This window comes from Lactococcus sp. LG1074, from assembly GCF_017309525.1.
GTDB classification, from domain to species: Bacteria; Bacillota; Bacilli; order Lactobacillales; family Streptococcaceae; genus Lactococcus; species Lactococcus petauri.
Genome location: NZ_CP071293.1, coordinates 1482901 through 1499271, shown reverse-complemented (window position 1 = coordinate 1499271; position 16371 = coordinate 1482901). Strand labels below are relative to the sequence as shown.

General features: G+C 34.8%; 18 protein-coding genes, 2 pseudogenes and 1 other annotated feature. Of the genes and pseudogenes, 14 read left to right on the top strand and 6 right to left on the bottom strand.

What is annotated here, in order from left to right; genetic code table 11:
• Nucleotides 1-32 precede the first annotated feature (32 nt).
• Together J0J36_RS07405 and J0J36_RS07400 are read left to right on the top strand one after the other, a co-directional pair.
• Complete coding sequence (locus tag J0J36_RS07405) at nt 33-926, top strand: SPFH domain-containing protein (protein ID WP_003134350.1); 894 nt, start codon at nt 33-35, stop codon at nt 924-926.
• Between the two features lie 95 nt (nt 927-1021).
• The gene (locus J0J36_RS07400) at nt 1022-1975 is read left to right on the top strand and encodes a family 20 glycosylhydrolase (protein WP_003134352.1); all 954 of its coding nucleotides are present in this window, start codon (nt 1022-1024) and stop codon (nt 1973-1975) included.
• Here the strand turns inward: J0J36_RS07400 and J0J36_RS07395 are convergent.
• Nucleotides 1961-3118, bottom strand: a pseudogene (locus J0J36_RS07395) (IS3 family transposase). The gene J0J36_RS07400 and the pseudogene J0J36_RS07395 sit on opposite strands and share 15 nt — an antisense overlap.
• 79 nt (nt 3119-3197) lie before the next feature.
• Between J0J36_RS07395 and J0J36_RS07390 the strand changes: the two are divergent.
• The 9 genes from J0J36_RS07390 to J0J36_RS07355 all read left to right on the top strand — a co-directional run bounded on the left by J0J36_RS07390 (nt 3198) and on the right by J0J36_RS07355 (nt 9836).
• Nucleotides 3198-4517, top strand: coding sequence for an ISLre2 family transposase (locus J0J36_RS07390; RefSeq protein WP_206886702.1), 1320 nt, complete (start codon nt 3198-3200; stop codon nt 4515-4517).
• Nucleotides 4518-4870: 353 nt separating this feature from the next.
• Nucleotides 4871-4997, top strand: a sequence feature (ribosomal protein L20 leader region).
• On the top strand, nt 4973-5548 hold the full coding sequence (gene infC, locus J0J36_RS07385) for a translation initiation factor IF-3 (protein ID WP_080567137.1): 576 nt from the start codon (nt 4973-4975) through the stop codon (nt 5546-5548). It overlaps the preceding feature by 25 nt.
• A gap of 29 nt (nt 5549-5577) precedes the next feature.
• Nucleotides 5578-5778 (top strand): 50S ribosomal protein L35, encoded by a 201-nt coding sequence (rpmI, locus tag J0J36_RS07380; protein ID WP_003133063.1) that lies wholly within the window; start codon nt 5578-5580, stop codon nt 5776-5778.
• Nucleotides 5779-5953: 175 nt separating this feature from the next.
• Complete coding sequence (gene rplT, locus J0J36_RS07375) at nt 5954-6313, top strand: 50S ribosomal protein L20 (RefSeq protein WP_003133061.1); 360 nt, start codon at nt 5954-5956, stop codon at nt 6311-6313.
• Nucleotides 6314-6373: 60 nt separating this feature from the next.
• The gene (locus J0J36_RS07370) at nt 6374-6850 is read left to right on the top strand and encodes a GNAT family N-acetyltransferase (RefSeq protein ID WP_017370512.1); all 477 of its coding nucleotides are present in this window, start codon (nt 6374-6376) and stop codon (nt 6848-6850) included.
• Between the two features lie 137 nt (nt 6851-6987).
• Nucleotides 6988-8289, top strand: a complete 1302-nt coding sequence (gene eno, locus J0J36_RS07365; protein WP_003133057.1) for a surface-displayed alpha-enolase — start codon at nt 6988-6990, stop codon at nt 8287-8289.
• Between the two features lie 86 nt (nt 8290-8375).
• Nucleotides 8376-9176, top strand: a complete 801-nt coding sequence (locus tag J0J36_RS07360) for a tyrosine-type recombinase/integrase (protein ID WP_255566821.1) — start codon at nt 8376-8378, stop codon at nt 9174-9176.
• Nucleotides 9122-9313, top strand: coding sequence for a tyrosine-type recombinase/integrase (locus tag J0J36_RS10680; RefSeq protein ID WP_255566820.1), 192 nt, complete (start codon nt 9122-9124; stop codon nt 9311-9313). Before J0J36_RS07360 ends, J0J36_RS10680 begins: the two co-directional genes overlap by 55 nt.
• A 73-nt stretch (nt 9314-9386) precedes the next feature.
• On the top strand, nt 9387-9836 hold the full coding sequence (locus J0J36_RS07355) for a hypothetical protein (RefSeq protein ID WP_242520602.1): 450 nt from the start codon (nt 9387-9389) through the stop codon (nt 9834-9836).
• Nucleotides 9837-10292: 456 nt separating this feature from the next.
• Here J0J36_RS07355 and J0J36_RS07350 read toward each other — a convergent pair whose 3' ends face one another.
• From J0J36_RS07350 to J0J36_RS10690, 5 genes are all read right to left on the bottom strand, one after another.
• Nucleotides 10293-11720, bottom strand: a complete 1428-nt coding sequence (locus tag J0J36_RS07350) for a bacteriocin secretion accessory protein (RefSeq protein WP_153925283.1) — start codon at nt 11718-11720, stop codon at nt 10293-10295.
• Between the two features lie 9 nt (nt 11721-11729).
• Complete coding sequence (locus J0J36_RS07345; RefSeq protein ID WP_153925280.1) at nt 11730-13877, bottom strand: peptide cleavage/export ABC transporter; 2148 nt, start codon at nt 13875-13877, stop codon at nt 11730-11732.
• Between the two features lie 107 nt (nt 13878-13984).
• Nucleotides 13985-14251 (bottom strand): bacteriocin immunity protein, encoded by a 267-nt coding sequence (locus tag J0J36_RS07340; protein WP_153925277.1) that lies wholly within the window; start codon nt 14249-14251, stop codon nt 13985-13987.
• A gap of 67 nt (nt 14252-14318) precedes the next feature.
• Nucleotides 14319-14618, bottom strand: a complete 300-nt coding sequence (locus J0J36_RS07335) for a hypothetical protein (protein WP_153925273.1) — start codon at nt 14616-14618, stop codon at nt 14319-14321.
• Between the two features lie 45 nt (nt 14619-14663).
• Nucleotides 14664-14849, bottom strand: coding sequence for a bacteriocin (locus J0J36_RS10690; protein WP_165719075.1), 186 nt, complete (start codon nt 14847-14849; stop codon nt 14664-14666).
• A 408-nt stretch (nt 14850-15257) separates the two neighbouring features.
• Between J0J36_RS10690 and J0J36_RS07325 the strand changes: the two are divergent.
• From J0J36_RS07325 to J0J36_RS07315, 3 genes and pseudogenes are all read left to right on the top strand, one after another.
• Nucleotides 15258-15804 (top strand): annotated as a pseudogene (locus tag J0J36_RS07325) (recombinase family protein).
• Between the two features lies 1 nt (nt 15805).
• Nucleotides 15806-15931: a helix-turn-helix domain-containing protein gene (locus J0J36_RS07320; RefSeq protein ID WP_242520601.1), complete on the top strand. Its 126-nt coding sequence runs from the start codon at nt 15806-15808 to the stop codon at nt 15929-15931.
• Nucleotides 15932-15975: 44 nt separating this feature from the next.
• The gene (locus J0J36_RS07315) at nt 15976-16365 is read left to right on the top strand and encodes a DUF5677 domain-containing protein (RefSeq protein ID WP_333493046.1); all 390 of its coding nucleotides are present in this window, start codon (nt 15976-15978) and stop codon (nt 16363-16365) included.
• The last annotated feature ends 6 nt before the right edge of the window (nt 16366-16371 follow it).

The window sequence follows — 16371 nt, the reverse complement described above, 5'->3', positions numbered from 1 at the left end:
AATAAAGTATAATTAAAGGAAAGGAGAGTTTTATGTTAACAGTTTCACTTATTATTACCGTGCTCGTCATTATTATTATTTTGGCGAGTGCAGGAACATTGTTTTATGTGATTAAACAACAAACGGTTGCGATTATCGAACGTTTTGGGAAGTATCAAACGACCTCTTCGGCCGGATTCCATGTAAAATTACCTTGGGGAATTGATCGTGTTGCGGCACGGATTCAACTGCGTCTTTTGCAAAATGAAATGACCGTTGAAACAAAAACAAAAGATAATGTTTTTGTGACCATGAATATCGCAACGCAATACCGTGTCAATGAAGAAAATATTAAAGATGCCTACTATAAACTGATGAACCCTTCTGAGCAAATTCAAGCCTACATTGAGGATGCGCTTCGATCTGCTGTGCCTAAGTTGACTTTGGACGAAGTTTTCGAGAAAAAAGACGAGATCGCTTTGGAAGTACAGCATCAAGTTGCAGAGGAAATGACAACCTACGGTTATATTATTGTGAAAACATTGATTACACGTGTAGAACCTGATGCCGAGGTTAAGCAATCAATGAATGAAATTAATGCTGCTCAACGTAAGCAAGATGCATCGCAAATGCTTGCGAATGCTGAGAAAATAAAAATTGTAACTTCTGCTGAAGCCGAAGCCGAAAAAGATCGCTTGCGTGGTGTAGGTATTGCTGAACAACGTAAAGCTATTGTTGACGGACTCGCTCAACAAATTATTGAAATTAAAAATACTGGAGCAAGTTTAACAGAAGATCAGATTATGTCCATTCTTTTAACCAACCAGTATCTTGATACGCTTAATCAATTTGCTGAAGCAGGGAATTCTACAATTTTCCTTCCAGCCAGTGCAGATGGTATAGAAGATATGCGTACACAAATTTTGAGCGCATTGAAAGCAAAATAATAAAAATCGTCTTTGGACGGTTTTTTTATTGTATTTTTTGTTATTTTATTCTCATTTTGTTATAATCTTTGTATAATGAAAAAGGAGAGCGGTGAATGAATCAAAGAAAAGTCTTCAAAATATGGGGATTAATGGTACTCGTTATGCTTTTAATGATGATGTTAAAACAGACAGGGGTTCAAGCAGATAAAAAGCCACCAGCAGTGATGGCAGAAAAAGGAATAACTTTGGATATTTCACGTAAATTTTATAAGAGTCAGGTTATCAAAAAGTTTATTGATGATTTGAGTAAATATCCGAATAGTTTTCTACAGCTGCATATGACCGACAACCAAAATTTGGCTGTGGAGATGTCTGCGGTGGGACAAACGACTGAAAAAAACGCTATTTATCAAGACGGACAATGGATAAACACGCAAATCAATCGCCCTTTTCTTTCGAAAAAGGAGCTGGTAGATTTGGTTGCTTACGCGCGCTCAAAAAATGTTGTTTTAATCCCAGAGGTAGAGGCTCCTGCCCACATGCAAGCTATTCTGGACCTTTTGAAAGTCAATGATCCTGAGCGATATGATGCCATTAAGCTACCTGATGGAGCGCCAGAGCAGTTTAATCTGATTGATTACTCTAAGGTTGAGTCACTCAAATTTGTTCAAGAAATCTTGGCAGAATACACACCACTTTTTGCTGGACAAGCAAAGCGCTATTTTCATATCGGTGTCGATGAGATTGACTGGTTGCCTGTTGAATCAAACATGAATTTAGTGAACTACGTGAATGCTTTAGACAATTTTTTAAAGAGTCAAGGTTATACTACGAGAATGTGGAATGATCGTGTGGCTAAAGCAGATCTTCCTGCCTACAATAAAGACATTCAAATCACTTATTGGACACAGATTGGTGGTTGGGATATTAATAGTACGGACGAGAGAGCAACTTTGGGTCGAAAATATACAGCAAGTGCTCAAGAACTTTTAGATGCAGGATTTAAAGTCTTAAATTACAACGCTTATTATACTTGGACTAATGTCAAATATTTAGACACAAAATGAGCTATATTTTCTTAAAATAGTTTTCTTCTTTCTGATTTGGAGTTAAACCATTGTTTGCGGAATGAGGATTATAGTTGTTATAAAACTGTTCGATGTATTCAAAGCAAGAGAGTTGAACTTCTTGAATGGAGTGATAAGTTCTTCTGTTTATTTCCCGTTGTTTGAGGTACTTGAAAAAGGCCTCAGTGACAGCATTATCATAAGGATATCCAGGTTTGGAGTAAGAAGCAAGCAATTGATGCTCATCTAATATTTTTCTAAAGGAAGCTGATTTAAATTGGCTACCTTGATCCGAATGAAAAATGATTGGTTCCTTAGGCTTCCTCTTATTTATAGCCATCCCTAATGTGTCACAGGCAAGTTTAGCATCAATCCTGTCACTTACTTTCCAAGCAATACATTTTCTAGAGTAGAGGTCAAGGATGGCGCAGAGATAAACATGCCGTCTATGTCCTATAGAAATATAAGTGAAATCAGTTGTCCATACTTGATTCGGGGACTTAGGATTAAATTCTTGTTTAAGGAGATTATCAGAAGAAAATGCAGGAGAGTGTTTTGATTTAACTCTAGGTTTAATCGTTGACATTTTAGGGAGTGTCATAGACTTGAGAAGTCTTAAGATACGCCCCTCAGAAATATTAACGCCATAATCACGCAGGAGAATGATTTTAAAAGCTCTCGTTCCAATTCTTTTCTTGGCTTTCATATAAATCTCAAGGAGTAATTTTCTCAAGCGTTGATTTTCTATTTCACGTTTTGAGGGCTTCTTGTTTATGAAGTTATAGTAGGTGGAACGATTGACATGTAAAACACGACAGAGCATAACTGTCGTGTGTTCAAATCGGAGTCTATAGACTGCTTTTAATCTCACTTGGAGTTTTGCATGAATATGGCACTTGCTTTTTTTAAGATAAGATTTTCTTCTTCGAGTTGGGCATTCCTTTTTTGTAATTCTTGAATCTGTTTAGCAGTCAAGACCGTATTATCTTCAAGACGAACTTGAGAGTACTGCTTGATCCATTTTGCAAGTGCAGAAGGGGAGACACCATAGTCTTTACAGAGTTCGGATTGAGTTTTACCTGTTTGGTAGAGATTAACGAGAGATTGCTTAAATTCCTCGTCGTAACGTTTAAAACCTGACATAAAAGTCCTTTCATTTTTGTGTCTTAATAGACAGATTATAACACACAATTTTCTGTCCACTTTTATAGTATAGCTCCAAATGTCATTTAGCGAAGAAACTTTTCAAATAGAAATAAGAGAACTGTATATTCAAAAGTTTATCAAAAAGATGAAACAAGTTGATCGTGAACAGGGGGCTCTATTAGAAAAAGAAGGTTGGTTTTATAAGGAAACGGCAGAGCGGCGTGTCATGTTCATTTTTGGAGAAGTTGTCCTTGTGAGAAGGTGCTATGTTAAAAAAGGAAAACGCCGTTATCCTGTGGATGAATATCTTGGTTTAGAGCCTTATAGCCGATACTCTAAAGAACTCCTTTACAAAATAGCTGTTACAGCTGTTGATTTAACGTGTAGAAAAGCCGCTGCGCATTTCAAAGAACTTCTTCAGCTGGATATCAGTAAAGATACGGTGTGTAAGGCTCGTAAACTAGCGACTCAACTTTATAAAGAACGTGAAGATTATCGCTTTTTTGACGAAGAAGAATTTATCAAGAAGGAGGTTAAAGTACTTTATATAGAAGGTGACGGTCTTCTTTTAAGTACCCCAGAAGCCAATGATAAGAAAAAGAAAACAGATTTTTCACACTTTCTTATCCATGAGGGACTTGAAAAAGAATATGGGAAGCGTCAGAAAACGGTTCATCACCATGAAATATGGTCAACCAGCAATAAAGCGGCCAGAGAAAAAGTGATGGATTATCTGTACAATCATTATGAAATCACAAAGGATACACTCCTCATTACCAATTCAGATATGGGACATGGCTATACTCCTTATGTGTTTGATGAAATCGTTAAAACCTTTTCTTGCCAACATGTTCATTTTTGGGACAAATACCATCTTCGAAAAGAAATTTCAAAAATGATGAAACCTTTTCCTTTAACTTTTGAGGAAGGGCTTTTTCAGGCTATCGCACAACATGATAAGAAAGCCGTAAAAGAGATATTGAATAGAGCCTCTGCACTTATTCCTGAAAAAGAGGAATCCTTTGGGGAAAGTTTTGTGACATTTTCTCGAAAGTTATTAAGAAATTTTGCCTATACGAAATCTCCAGAAAGCCGTGGTTTGTCTTCTGCCGGTATTGGTATCATGGAAAGTAACCATACGAAACTGTCATATCGTATGAAAAAACAAGCACGACATTGGTCCGTGGAGGGTGCACTTATCATGGGACAAATGATTCTTGATAAAGCGGAAGGTAAACTTCATGATCTTTTCTTTGGAGACTGGCGAGAAAAGTATGCAAAATATAAAGATTTAGATTGTTTAAGTGTCCAACAATTTTTAAAAAGAGGAGAGCGCTCATCTGGAATTAGACAGGTGAAGCAAGCCAATAAATCGGGACGAGCAAGGTATTTTTAAGCGATCCATAAAGAGAAAAAAGTAATAAAAAACAGCCTTTTTGCTTAAAAAGGTTGCATTTTTGTGTGCACTTTAGTATAATTAGGGTATAGAATAAATCAAGAAAAAAGCCCCGAGCGGGCAACTCGAGGCATGTGATTAAAGCAAATCGGACTTGCGATAATCAACTTTGATTATTTTACACCAAAAGAAGTAAAAAATCAAGGCTGAAATTTGCGAGGGGGAAAGCAGATTTCAGTCTTTTTCTGTTCTAGTTAGAGAAACTTTGATATTTTTTTGAGCACGAAAAATATAGACACGTACAAAAATTAAATAGGTGTTGACAGAAAATAATTTTGTGGTATAATAGAGATGTTGAAAAGCAGAAGCACCCGCTTCTCGCCTGAGTGGTAATAGCCCTGGGCAACAAAATGGAATTATTCACAAAACGAATGTTTTCATTAGCGGGGCGCACTATGCGTTCCGCTTTTGTTTTTCTAAAAAAATATTTTAGAAGGAGAATAGACATAGCAAAGCAAGACAACAGAAAACCTTTGATGAACGGTCAAATCCGTTCACGCGAAGTACGTCTTATCGGTGCTGAAGGCGAACAGCTTGGTGTTACACCTACAGCTGTTGCACTTACTCAGGCCGAAGACCTTAACATGGATTTGGTTTTGATTTCAAATCAAGAACCACCAGTTGCAAAAATCATGGATTACACTAAATTCATGTTTGAGCAAAAGAAAAAGCAAAAAGAAGCTAAGAAGAAACAGGCAACTGTTACTTTGAAAGAAGTTCGTTTGAGTCCAGTCATTGATAAAAATGACTTCAATACAAAACTTCGTCAAGCAACTAAGTTCCTTGAAAAAGGAGACAAAGTTAAAGTTTCGATTCGCTTTAAAGGTCGTATGATTACTCACCAAGATGTGGGTCGTCAAGTAATGGATGAATTTGCTGAAGCAGTGAAAGATATCGCTGTGGTAGAGCAAAAAGCCAAAATGGATGGTCGTCAAATGTTCTTACAATTGGCACCAATCAAAAAGAACTAAGTTCTTATTATTAACCAAGGAGAATTAAAATGCCAAAACAAAAAACTCACCGCGCATCAGCTAAACGTTTCAAACGTACTGGTAATGGCGGTCTTAAACGCTTCCGCGCTTACACTTCACACCGTATGCACGGTAAAACTGTAAAACAACGTCGTCAACTCCGTAAAGGCCGTATGGTTTCAGCAGGTGACTTCAAACGTATCCGTCGTATGGTTGCGAACATGCGTTAATAACAGTCCTGTGGACTGTTATGCATGGATACATTGCTGTCCCAATAACATTTCACGACTGATTAACTCATAAGCATTACATAAGACTTATAGGATTTCACTCGAAATCAATCAACCATTTAAATTAACTGTCAATGACAGGATAAAAATTTTCTAAGAAACAAGGAGAACACACATGGCACGTGTTAAAAATAGCGTTGCAACTCGCAAACGCCGTAAACGTATTTTAAAACTCGCTAAAGGTTACTACGGTTCTAAACACCGTCTTTTCAAGACAGCTAAAGAACAAGTAATGAACTCATACTACTACGCATTCCGCGACCGTCGTCAAAAGAAACGCGACTTCCGTAAATTGTGGATTGCACGTATCAATGCAGCTGCTCGTATGAACGGACTTTCATACAGCAAAATGATGCACGGTTTGAAATTGGCTGAAATCGAAATCAACCGTAAAATGCTTGCTGATATCGCTATTGCTGACGCAGCTGCTTTCACAGCTCTTGCTGAAGAAGCTAAAAAAGCATTGGCTAAATAATTTTAAAAACTTCCTTTTGGAAGTTTTTTATTTATAAAATTTAAAGTAATCTGTTATACTATGGCTATGAAGTTAATCGCTTACAATGATACCTATAAACAAGCAGTTATTGATTTGATACTTTCTATTCAGAAGGAAGAATTTGGAGTTGCTATTGATTTAGCAGATCAACCCGATTTGCAAGATATTCATGCACATTACAGTCAATTTTGGCTTGCTGTTGATGAAGAGAAGGGAGTTGTTGGAACACTTGGTATCGTCAAGTTTAATGAACAGCAAGCTGTTCTGAAAAAGATGTTTGTCAATGTTGAATACAGAGGAAAGTCTGTTGCACAACTTCTTTTGGATAATTTGTTTGAGTACTGTCGCATAGAGAATATCAAAGAAATTTATCTTGGAACTGTCGAACAATTCAAAGCGGCACATCGTTTTTATGAAAAAAATGACTTTCTACCTATCAATGAAAAAATACTGCCCAAACATATGCCAAGAATGGAGGTGGACACGATATTTTATAAAAAAAATATCACAGAATAAAAAAGTTGAAATGTAACCGCATACCTTGCATAAAAAGCCTTTTAGCTTCTTTTTCACTTGAAATAAGGCCGGAAAAATAGTAAAATCATAGTGTATTAAAAAGTGCAGAAAGCACTTAAAACAATAAGGAGATAAAAATGTCAATTATTACTGATGTTTATGCTCGCGAAGTCCTTGACTCACGCGGTAACCCAACAATCGAAGTTGAAGTTTACACTGAAGACGGTGCATTCGGACGCGGTATGGTACCTTCAGGTGCTTCAACTGGTGAACACGAAGCTGTTGAACTCCGTGACGGTGACAAATCTCGTTACCTCGGTCTTGGTACTCAAAAAGCTGTTGACAACGTAAACAACGTAATCGCTGAAGCTATCATCGGCTACGAAGTTACTGAACAACAAGCTATTGACCGTGCAATGATCGCTCTTGACGGTACAGAAAACAAAGGTAAATTGGGCGCTAACGCTATCCTTGGTGTTTCTATCGCTGTTGCTCGTGCAGCTGCTGATGAACTCGGTGTTCCACTTTACAACTACCTTGGCGGATTCAACGCTAAAGTATTGCCAACTCCAATGATGAACATCATCAATGGTGGTTCTCACTCAGACGCTCCAATCGCTTTCCAAGAATTCATGATCGTACCAGTTGGTGCACCTACATTCAAAGAAGCGCTTCGTTGGGGTGCTGAAATCTTCCACGCATTGAAGAAAATCCTTAAAGCTCGTGGCCTTGAAACTTCAGTTGGTGACGAAGGTGGATTTGCTCCACGTTTCGAAGGTACTGAAGATGGTGTAGAAACTATCCTTAAAGCTATCGAAGCTGCTGGCTACGAAGCTGGTGAAAACGGCGTTATGATCGGTTTCGACTGTGCTTCTTCAGAATTCTACGAAGACGGCGTTTACAACTACGCTAAATTCGAAGGTGAAGGTGGTGCTAAACGTACTGCTGCAGAACAAATCGATTACCTTGAAGAATTGGTTAACAAATACCCAATCATCACTATCGAAGATGGTATGGACGAAAACGACTGGGATGGTTGGAAAGCCCTCACAGAACGTTTGGGTAACAAAGTTCAACTCGTTGGTGACGACTTCTTCGTTACAAACACTTCTTACTTGGCACGTGGTATCAAAGAAGAAGCTGCGAACGCTATCTTGATCAAAGTTAACCAAATCGGTACTTTGACTGAAACATTTGAAGCAATCGAAATGGCTAAAGAAGCTGGTTACACAGCTATCGTTTCTCACCGTTCAGGTGAAACTGAAGATTCAACAATCTCAGATATCGCCGTTGCTACAAATGCTGGCCAAATCAAAACTGGTTCACTTTCACGTACAGACCGTATGGCTAAATACAACCAATTGCTTCGTATCGAAGACCAATTGGGTGAAGTTGCCGTTTACAAAGGTCTTAACGCATTCTACAACCTTAAAAAATAAGGTTTAGATGGTTCTATTTAGTAAAATATTACCTTGATAGATGTCTCTCTTATGTTTAAATACAAACATAAGGGGGGCATTTTTTTGTGCAACTAGAACAATTGGTTAAAGAATACTTACTAGAACTTAAACTAGAGAATTATTCTAAAAGGACTATAGAAACTTATAGGCAACACATAAATAAGTTTATAAGCTTTTACAAAGAGGAAATAGCTACTGATTTAGATATTGATAATATCTCGAAAGTTCACTACAAAATCTTTATCTCACAGCTTTTAGATAGCTCTCTGAGAGCTACATACATCAATGCTATACTCAAATCAAACAAAGCATTATGGAATTACCTTGTACTTGAAAGAGTGCTTAAAACAAGTCCTATGGACTCTGTAAAGCTACTTAAAGAGGATAAACAAACATTAACTACATTCAATGACAATGAAATAAAGAGTATGTTAAATGTTTGGAAAATGGACACTTATTTAGGCGCTAGGAATAAAGCTATAATAGCTGTTTTAGCTGATACAGGAATAAGGGTAAGCGAACTACTAACTATCAAAAATTGTGACTTAAATGAACAGTATATAAAGGTTTTAGGAAAAGGTAGTAAGTGGCGAGTAGTTCCAGTTTCATATGAATTAAACTATCTATTAACCAAGTACAAGAGAATCAGAGACAGCCATTTTTATACAATGAGAAATAGAAACGGTAGAGCTAGAAAATTAGATGATAACCTGTTTTTAAGCAAGACAGGACAGCGTATAAAGATAGTGATTAACATTGAGTTAATGATTACTCAAACAGGCTTAAAAGCCAATGTGAGAGGCTCTGTGAGGTGCTCTCACCGCATACCTTTAGACACTATTATACAGTCAAGAATGTTCAACTAGGACAAGATTTATTTACTATTAGTAAGTTATTAGGGCACAGTAATTTATCAATTACTCAAACATACATACAGTCTCTAACTAATGAACAATTAATTACCAAGGCTTTGAAATTTAGCCCACTGACAAACCTTGAATAGAAATTCATTATTTGCTATACTTGAAGCGAATGAACGAAGTTGTATATTCATTTTAATTTTTAAGGAGAGATTTATGAAAAAGGTTGCAATCATTGGAATGATTGTTTTATGTGGAATATCGCTGAGTGCTTGTTCTCAGAACAAAGACACAGCTGCTACAAAAGAAAGTACTACACAGAGTACGGAACAAAATACTGAACCAGAAAGAACTTTAACTGTAGATGAAAATGTAACGACAAACAATCTTGGATTTTTCAATGTTGAGGGGCAAACAGAACCTAACTCAGAATATACAGTTGAGGCAAGTAATATCAAATCTGATTATGATACGATTCATAAAGTTGGAACATCAGATGATTATGGGGAGATTTTAGAGGGATTCCGTTTAAGTGATGATGTTATAGGCGGCACTATCTATATCACAATTAATGATGGTACAGATAAGGAAATTAAAAAAGAAGTAACAGTTACTCATAGCTATGAATCATATATGAGAATTAAAAGTGTAAAAGATGAACAATAAATATTGTATTTAAAAACAAACAGTTCTTACTTATATGATTGATTTATCTAACAATATTAACTCATTAAGACGTGAGTACAATACTATGACTCATAAAGAGTTAGATAGTATCTATATAAATACCAATAGTAATATATTTTCAGTAGACACTAGTTTTAGAGAACAAGTGGGTATTGACGTACAGAAGGGAAGATTTTTTCAAGTACACGACTCGTCACAGGTTATTTTCCGATTGATTTAATAAAAGGATATCATCCTTCACAGAAGCTCTTAGAAGCAGAAGAAGCGATACAATTAGGACAACAAATAAAAAATAATGACTGAGAAAGATTTTGTTGAATTTATAGCTCAAACTTTTCAACTTCTTTCAAAAGGCTTATAGATTATATTGCAATGATTATAAAACAGCACTTTCTGTATTTTAGAGAGTGCTGTTTTTACTTTATATCTTCGAGTTTAATCTAATGAATCTTGTCCTTTTATCTTATCTAAATAATAGTTAAAATAAGTCTTTTGACCAGTAACTACTACAAATTTACCTTCTAAACCATATCGAATATAAGAGAGGTCTCTTTCATTCAAGGTAACGAGTGCAGAAACTTTATAACCATTTCCCTCCTTTAAGGCTGTGGGTGCGCTATCAATTTGTTTAATAGTTCCCGTTAATATTTCTGGCTTAGGAAGGTTTTGTTGAACAGTAAAGCGAGCTCTTTGTCCTAACTTGATACCAGATATTTGAGTACTTGGAATATAAGAGGTTAAATAAACTTGAGATTTAGCTTTTAATGCGGGATAAATTTGAGCGAGTGGAGTGCCTAATTGGACTGTTTTATTTTCTAGAACATTAGGTAAAACATGCAAAATGCCCTCCTTTTCCGCAAAAATTGCATTGTATTGATTGGCTTGTTTTTGTAAGCTAATTTTACCCCCTATTTCGGTGAGTGTACTATTTATATCAGATAGTTCTTTATTTGCAGTAGTTAGAGCTTGTGTTTTAAGAGCGAGGAGTTGGCTCTTTTGACTTTGATCATAGCTATTGCTTGAGCTTAAACTACTTTTTTGTACTTCTAAAGTTTGTATTTGATTTTTTAAATTATCAATATTTGAAGAGATGGTAGATATAAATTGAGCTTTTAAAGCTTCTTTTTGTTGAGTGATATCTGCTTTAGAGGAAGCTTCTGTTTTTTCTTGATTTTTCATGCTCTCTTCAAGAACTTTCCGTTGTTCAAGATAGCTATTATACTGGGCTATATAAGGGTTATCTGAGGATACAGAGCTATTTGTAGATGCTGCATTTTGGATATCAATATAAGCATTAATTTGAGTGTTAACATTAGAAATTTGTGTAGTAATAGCCGACTTCTGATTCGCAATGCTGTTGTTCTGATCGTCCACAACTTGGTTAGACTTTTGAATGCTTTCTCTTAAGCTCTCTGCTTGGGCTTTGTATGTTTCGAATGTTTTTTCATAGCCGTAAGAGTCTGTACTAGGGAATTGATTGGTATCTGAGTTAAGACTATTCAAAAGAAGTTGAAGTTGTTCTTTTTTATTTAAAAATTCTTGCTTCTGATCCATTAAGATTGTGATTTGCGTGCTGTCCGAGTCATTATTATATTTTATAAGTAAGCTATTGGATTGAACTGTTTTGCCTTCTACGAGATGATTCTCAATAATAGGTGTATTACTTGTCGACTGGATATTAGAAATAATTTTTTGTGGGGCAATACTTGCAATATTAGTGACAATCAATTCTTTTTTTGCAAAGAAAGAAAAAACAAACAATCCAATAAAAAGAAGAGCTACTGGAAATATAAGAAGTACCGAGAAATTTTTATATCTCTTTTCATAGAGTTCTGAACTCTCTAATAAACGTTTATCAAACACGTGAACCTCCTATTGATTATAAAGTTGTGCATAAAAACCATTTTTAGAAAGCAGTTCTAAATGACTACCTTCTTCCATAATTTTTCCCTGATCAATAACAACAATCCTGTCGCTCTTTTCCGCGATAGACAGACGATGGGCAATAAAAATAATGGTTTTATCTAACTTAAATAGATTTTTCAAAATTTTTTTCTCGGTAATTACGTCCAGATTACTTGTTGCTTCATCAAAAATAAGGATCTTTGCGGGAGAAAGTAAGGTACGAGCCAATGCGATTCTTTGTTTTTGACCTCCAGAGAGAGTTGTAGCATCACTAGAAAGCTCCGTTTGATAGCCCAATTGAAGTTGTTCAATATCGGAACGAATTTCCGCAGCTTCAACAGCTTGGAAAATTTCTTCCTGAGAAATATCCTCACTTACTCCTAAGGTTAAATTATCAAGTACTGTTCCAGTGAAGATATAGGGGTGTTGGGGAAGATAGCTGACAATCCTTCTGAGTTGATGTTTATCCATTTGTTTTATATCTATCCCCCCAAGAATGATAGTCCCTTGTGTAGGTTCGAAAAAATTAACCAACAATTTGACTAGGGTACTTTTACCTGAGCCACTCATTCCGACAATTGTTAATTTTTCATTTTCTTTTATATTAAGTGAAATATTAGAAAGAATGTCTCTACCAAAACCATAGTGGTAAGATATACCTATCAACTGCATCTCAAAATTTGAAAGAATAATTTCATCTGTTTTTGTATCAAATTCACTGTCTACCAAGTAAACTTCATTTAAGCGATGATTAGCTACTTTAGCGGATTGAAGTTTAGTTTGTAAGTTGATGATATTAGAAAGAGGATTCATAAAGTATGAAAGTAAGACATTGAAAGTAATTAATTGACCCAAGGTGATTTTTTGACTCACCACGAGGGTGGCTCCATACCACAAGATAAGTACATTTAAAACAAGTTGTAATCCTGATTTCAAGGCAGTTTGAAAAGCTTCGGATTTTTGACGCGTGAATGATTTTTTCATGTAGTCCGCAAATTCACGGTCTATTTTTTGATAGCGAATCTCTTCACTCCCAAGAGATTTTATGGTTTCAATTCCATTGATATCCTCAATAATTGAAGAATTTAAAATAGAATTTGCTTGCATGACTTCATTATTTTGTTTTTCAAATAAAGGAATAAAAATAAAAATGATAAGAACATAAAGCGGAATTGAAAACAAGACAAGGAAGAATAAGCTCATGTTTTGAAGTCCTAAAACAAGCCCTGTCAGAATGACAATCGTGACATCTAAGAAAAGGGATAAGATGGCAGAAGCAAGGGCATCAATAATTGAATTGGCGTCAGAGAAACGACTGGTAATTTCTCCCGTTCTTCGTGTAGAAAAGAAAGACATAGGAAGTTGAAAAATATGACGGATATAGGAAAGGATAACATCAATGGCTAAACGTTGTCCAAGTATTGTAAGTAAGAAAGTTTGAGCAAAATTAAGAATTTGCTGGATGAAATATGTTGCCATTAATCCAAGCGAAACAATGCCTAAAGTTTTCATTAAAGCATTAGGCACATATTCGTCAATAATATTCTGAAGATAATAAGAGCCAATAATATTAATTAAAGTGACTAAAAGAGAAGCAATAATAATCTGACAAACAAGCAGCTTTTGCTTTGCGATGAGGGGGATAAAAGAAAACAAAGACTCGGATTTTTCTTTCACTGGTTTATAAGAAGGTTGAGGAGCAATAAATAAAGTTACTCCTGTCCATTCAGAATAAAATTGGTCCCACGTCATTTTTCGAATTTTAACCGTGGGATCTGGGTCTGCAATAATGATGTGTTTTTTATTGGAATATTTAACCACATAGTAGTGAGGATATTTCTTTTCTTTAACCACATGAATGATAAATGGACAAGGAAGTTTTTTTGTATCAAATAGAGTTGAATCTGCACGAAAGGCTTGAACGCTGAATTTCAAATGTTCTGCGGCTTTTTTAATACCTAGAGCAGAGGTACCTTCTATCGTTGTACCAGCAAGTAAACGTAATGAAGCAAGAGATTGTTCTGTACCATAAGCTTTTAAAACCATGGAAAGGGCAGCACACCCACAATCTCTTTCATCTATTTGTGAAGTATAATATTTCTTTTTAAAACGCATAATTTCTTCCTGTTTTTTGTTTCACTAAGGTTTTGAGATAAATCGTGGACAATATAAAAGACGAGAAATACATTCTCATCTTTTATATACTTTTTGGACCAAAAGATTTACATAGAAAATGGGCTAACTCTGGCTCCTTTATTCCAAAAATTATTTTGAGCAAGGTTTTTAAATAAAGAAACGCTTTCCTGAGATAACTTACCTTGTATTGCCAAAGGAGTTAAAGAAGACTTAATTCCATGAGCGATTTGTGAGAGGTTATCATTATTTTGATACTTAGCCTTTAATTCTTTCAAGATTGTTAATTCATCATCACTTATTTGTGGTTGTTGAATCAAATAATCAAGTTCAGTCATTATTTCTTTTTTATTCATAGCTTATCAACTTCTATTTGTCATAAGTCAAATATAAAGTAACTAATAAATTTTTATATACAGATTATTATAGTGATGTCGCAGAGCCCATAAAAGCAGTCCCTAATATTTGACTATCTCTCAGATACTGAGTGATCTTTTTATTAAATGATTTTAAAGATGGACTTTGTGTTTTTCCAACGAAGGTAATTTGGAGACGTCTAAGCACATTTGCTAGAGGGGTTCCATTTTCAATTAAATCAATTGCAATGGAAACTTTTTCTTTTTCAAAATTAGTAGTTTCAGAATTTTCAATAATACTTTTTAGTTCAATTAAAACTTCCTGCTCTAATTCTTTAACGGTATATTTTTTTGATTTATTAAACAACTGTTTCTCCTATTAGTAAAGTAAAATTTAATTATTTTAATTATTTTAATGACCGTAAGGACTGTATGGAGGAATATTTGTTTTATTATTTTTCCCAGTATACCAAGCCGTATCGTTTGGCCATATTGAGTCATATACACGTTTGATGCCTTGAGCGAGAGTTTCTCTCCCACCGCCATCAATTTTTTGTAGTTCTTCATCTGAAAGGACTGTGTAATTGTTGTTTTCCATATTTTTTCTCCTTATTCTAAAATATTCAAACACTTTTACTTAAACAAATATATTATACTACTTTGTGTTTTTGATAACAATTAGGAAAAGGTTAAGTTAACGTTGAATTATTATTACTAATAATATTCAGAACATAGATATTTTTTAATTCCTTAAATATGCTTTGTAAAAACAAAAAATTATGATTTATCGGGTACTACTTTTTATAAGAAAAGTAAATTTTAAGTCTACTTATAATTGGTTTTGAAAAGTGTAGAATTAACTATGGAGTCATGAGTAAGTTTTAAATGGAAACTAGTTATAACAAAAAGAGCTCATAACTTAACAGTTTTGAGCTCTTTTTGTGTATACAATAAATACAGAGTTTTCAATTGCTCATAACTAAGGATTATAAGTAGGGGAGAAATTATGAAATTTGGATACGCTCGAGTGAGTACAACTGATCAAAAACTAGAAAGTCAAATTGAAAATTTAAAAGCTGCAGGGGCAGAAAAAATTTACTGGGACAACAACAGAGAGACCAGAATTTCAAAAGCTCCTCAATCAACTTCAAAAAGACGATATGCTTATTGTGACAAAGTTGGACCGATTTGCAAGAAATACTCGAGAAGCGTTAGAAATCATTCAGTATCTGTTCCAGAATGATATAAAAGTGCATATCCTAAATATGGGCATCATTGATAACACTCCAACAGGGCAACTTATTTTTACTATATTTAGTGCATTTGCTCAATTTGAGAGAGATATGATTGTCAATCGTACGGGTGAGGGAAAAAAATATGCCAAGGACAATGATCCAGCATTCAAAGAAGGACGGCCTCAAAAGTTTACTGAAGAACAAATTGATTTTGCTTTTGAACTAAAGAAACAAGGTATGACTTACAAAATGATTGAGCGAAAAACTGGAATTAGTATCGCAACGCAGAAGCGTAGATTTAAAACTCGAATTTTATAAAATGATCCTTCATATAGTGGATATGCTAAAAGCAGAAGTTCCAGTTGCGGAAATTGCAAAAGAGAATGGCCTTTCACGACCTACAGTTTACAAAATAAAAAAAATGAATTTAGATGATAAAGATTAAATTCAAAACAAGGAATGGGAGAATATATAAACATGTAGAGAAATATTTTTGATTATACCAAGCTATCTGAATTAACTAAAAGAAGAATAAGGCGATTTTCAACAACAAAAAAAGAAGAAGCTCCTGACTCCCTTCTTCTGATTTTATTGAGTAATATGAATGAACGTCTTAACACAATGTTTTATTTAATGAATAATAATATTTATGATGGGGTATATCCATTGCAACGAACTTTTTTTGAAATGTTTATTGCTTATCAGTCAATGCTAAATTCCGATGAAAAAGAAAAGTTTATTTTGTTTTATGTTGTCAAGGAACGCTACGAAACATCATTTAAGTGGTCTAAGTTAATTTCCGCTGATAATTCTTTCAGTAATTTACTAGAGTCATGGGAAAAAGATATTGTTGAAAGAGAGAGACGACCAGAAAAATAATTAAAA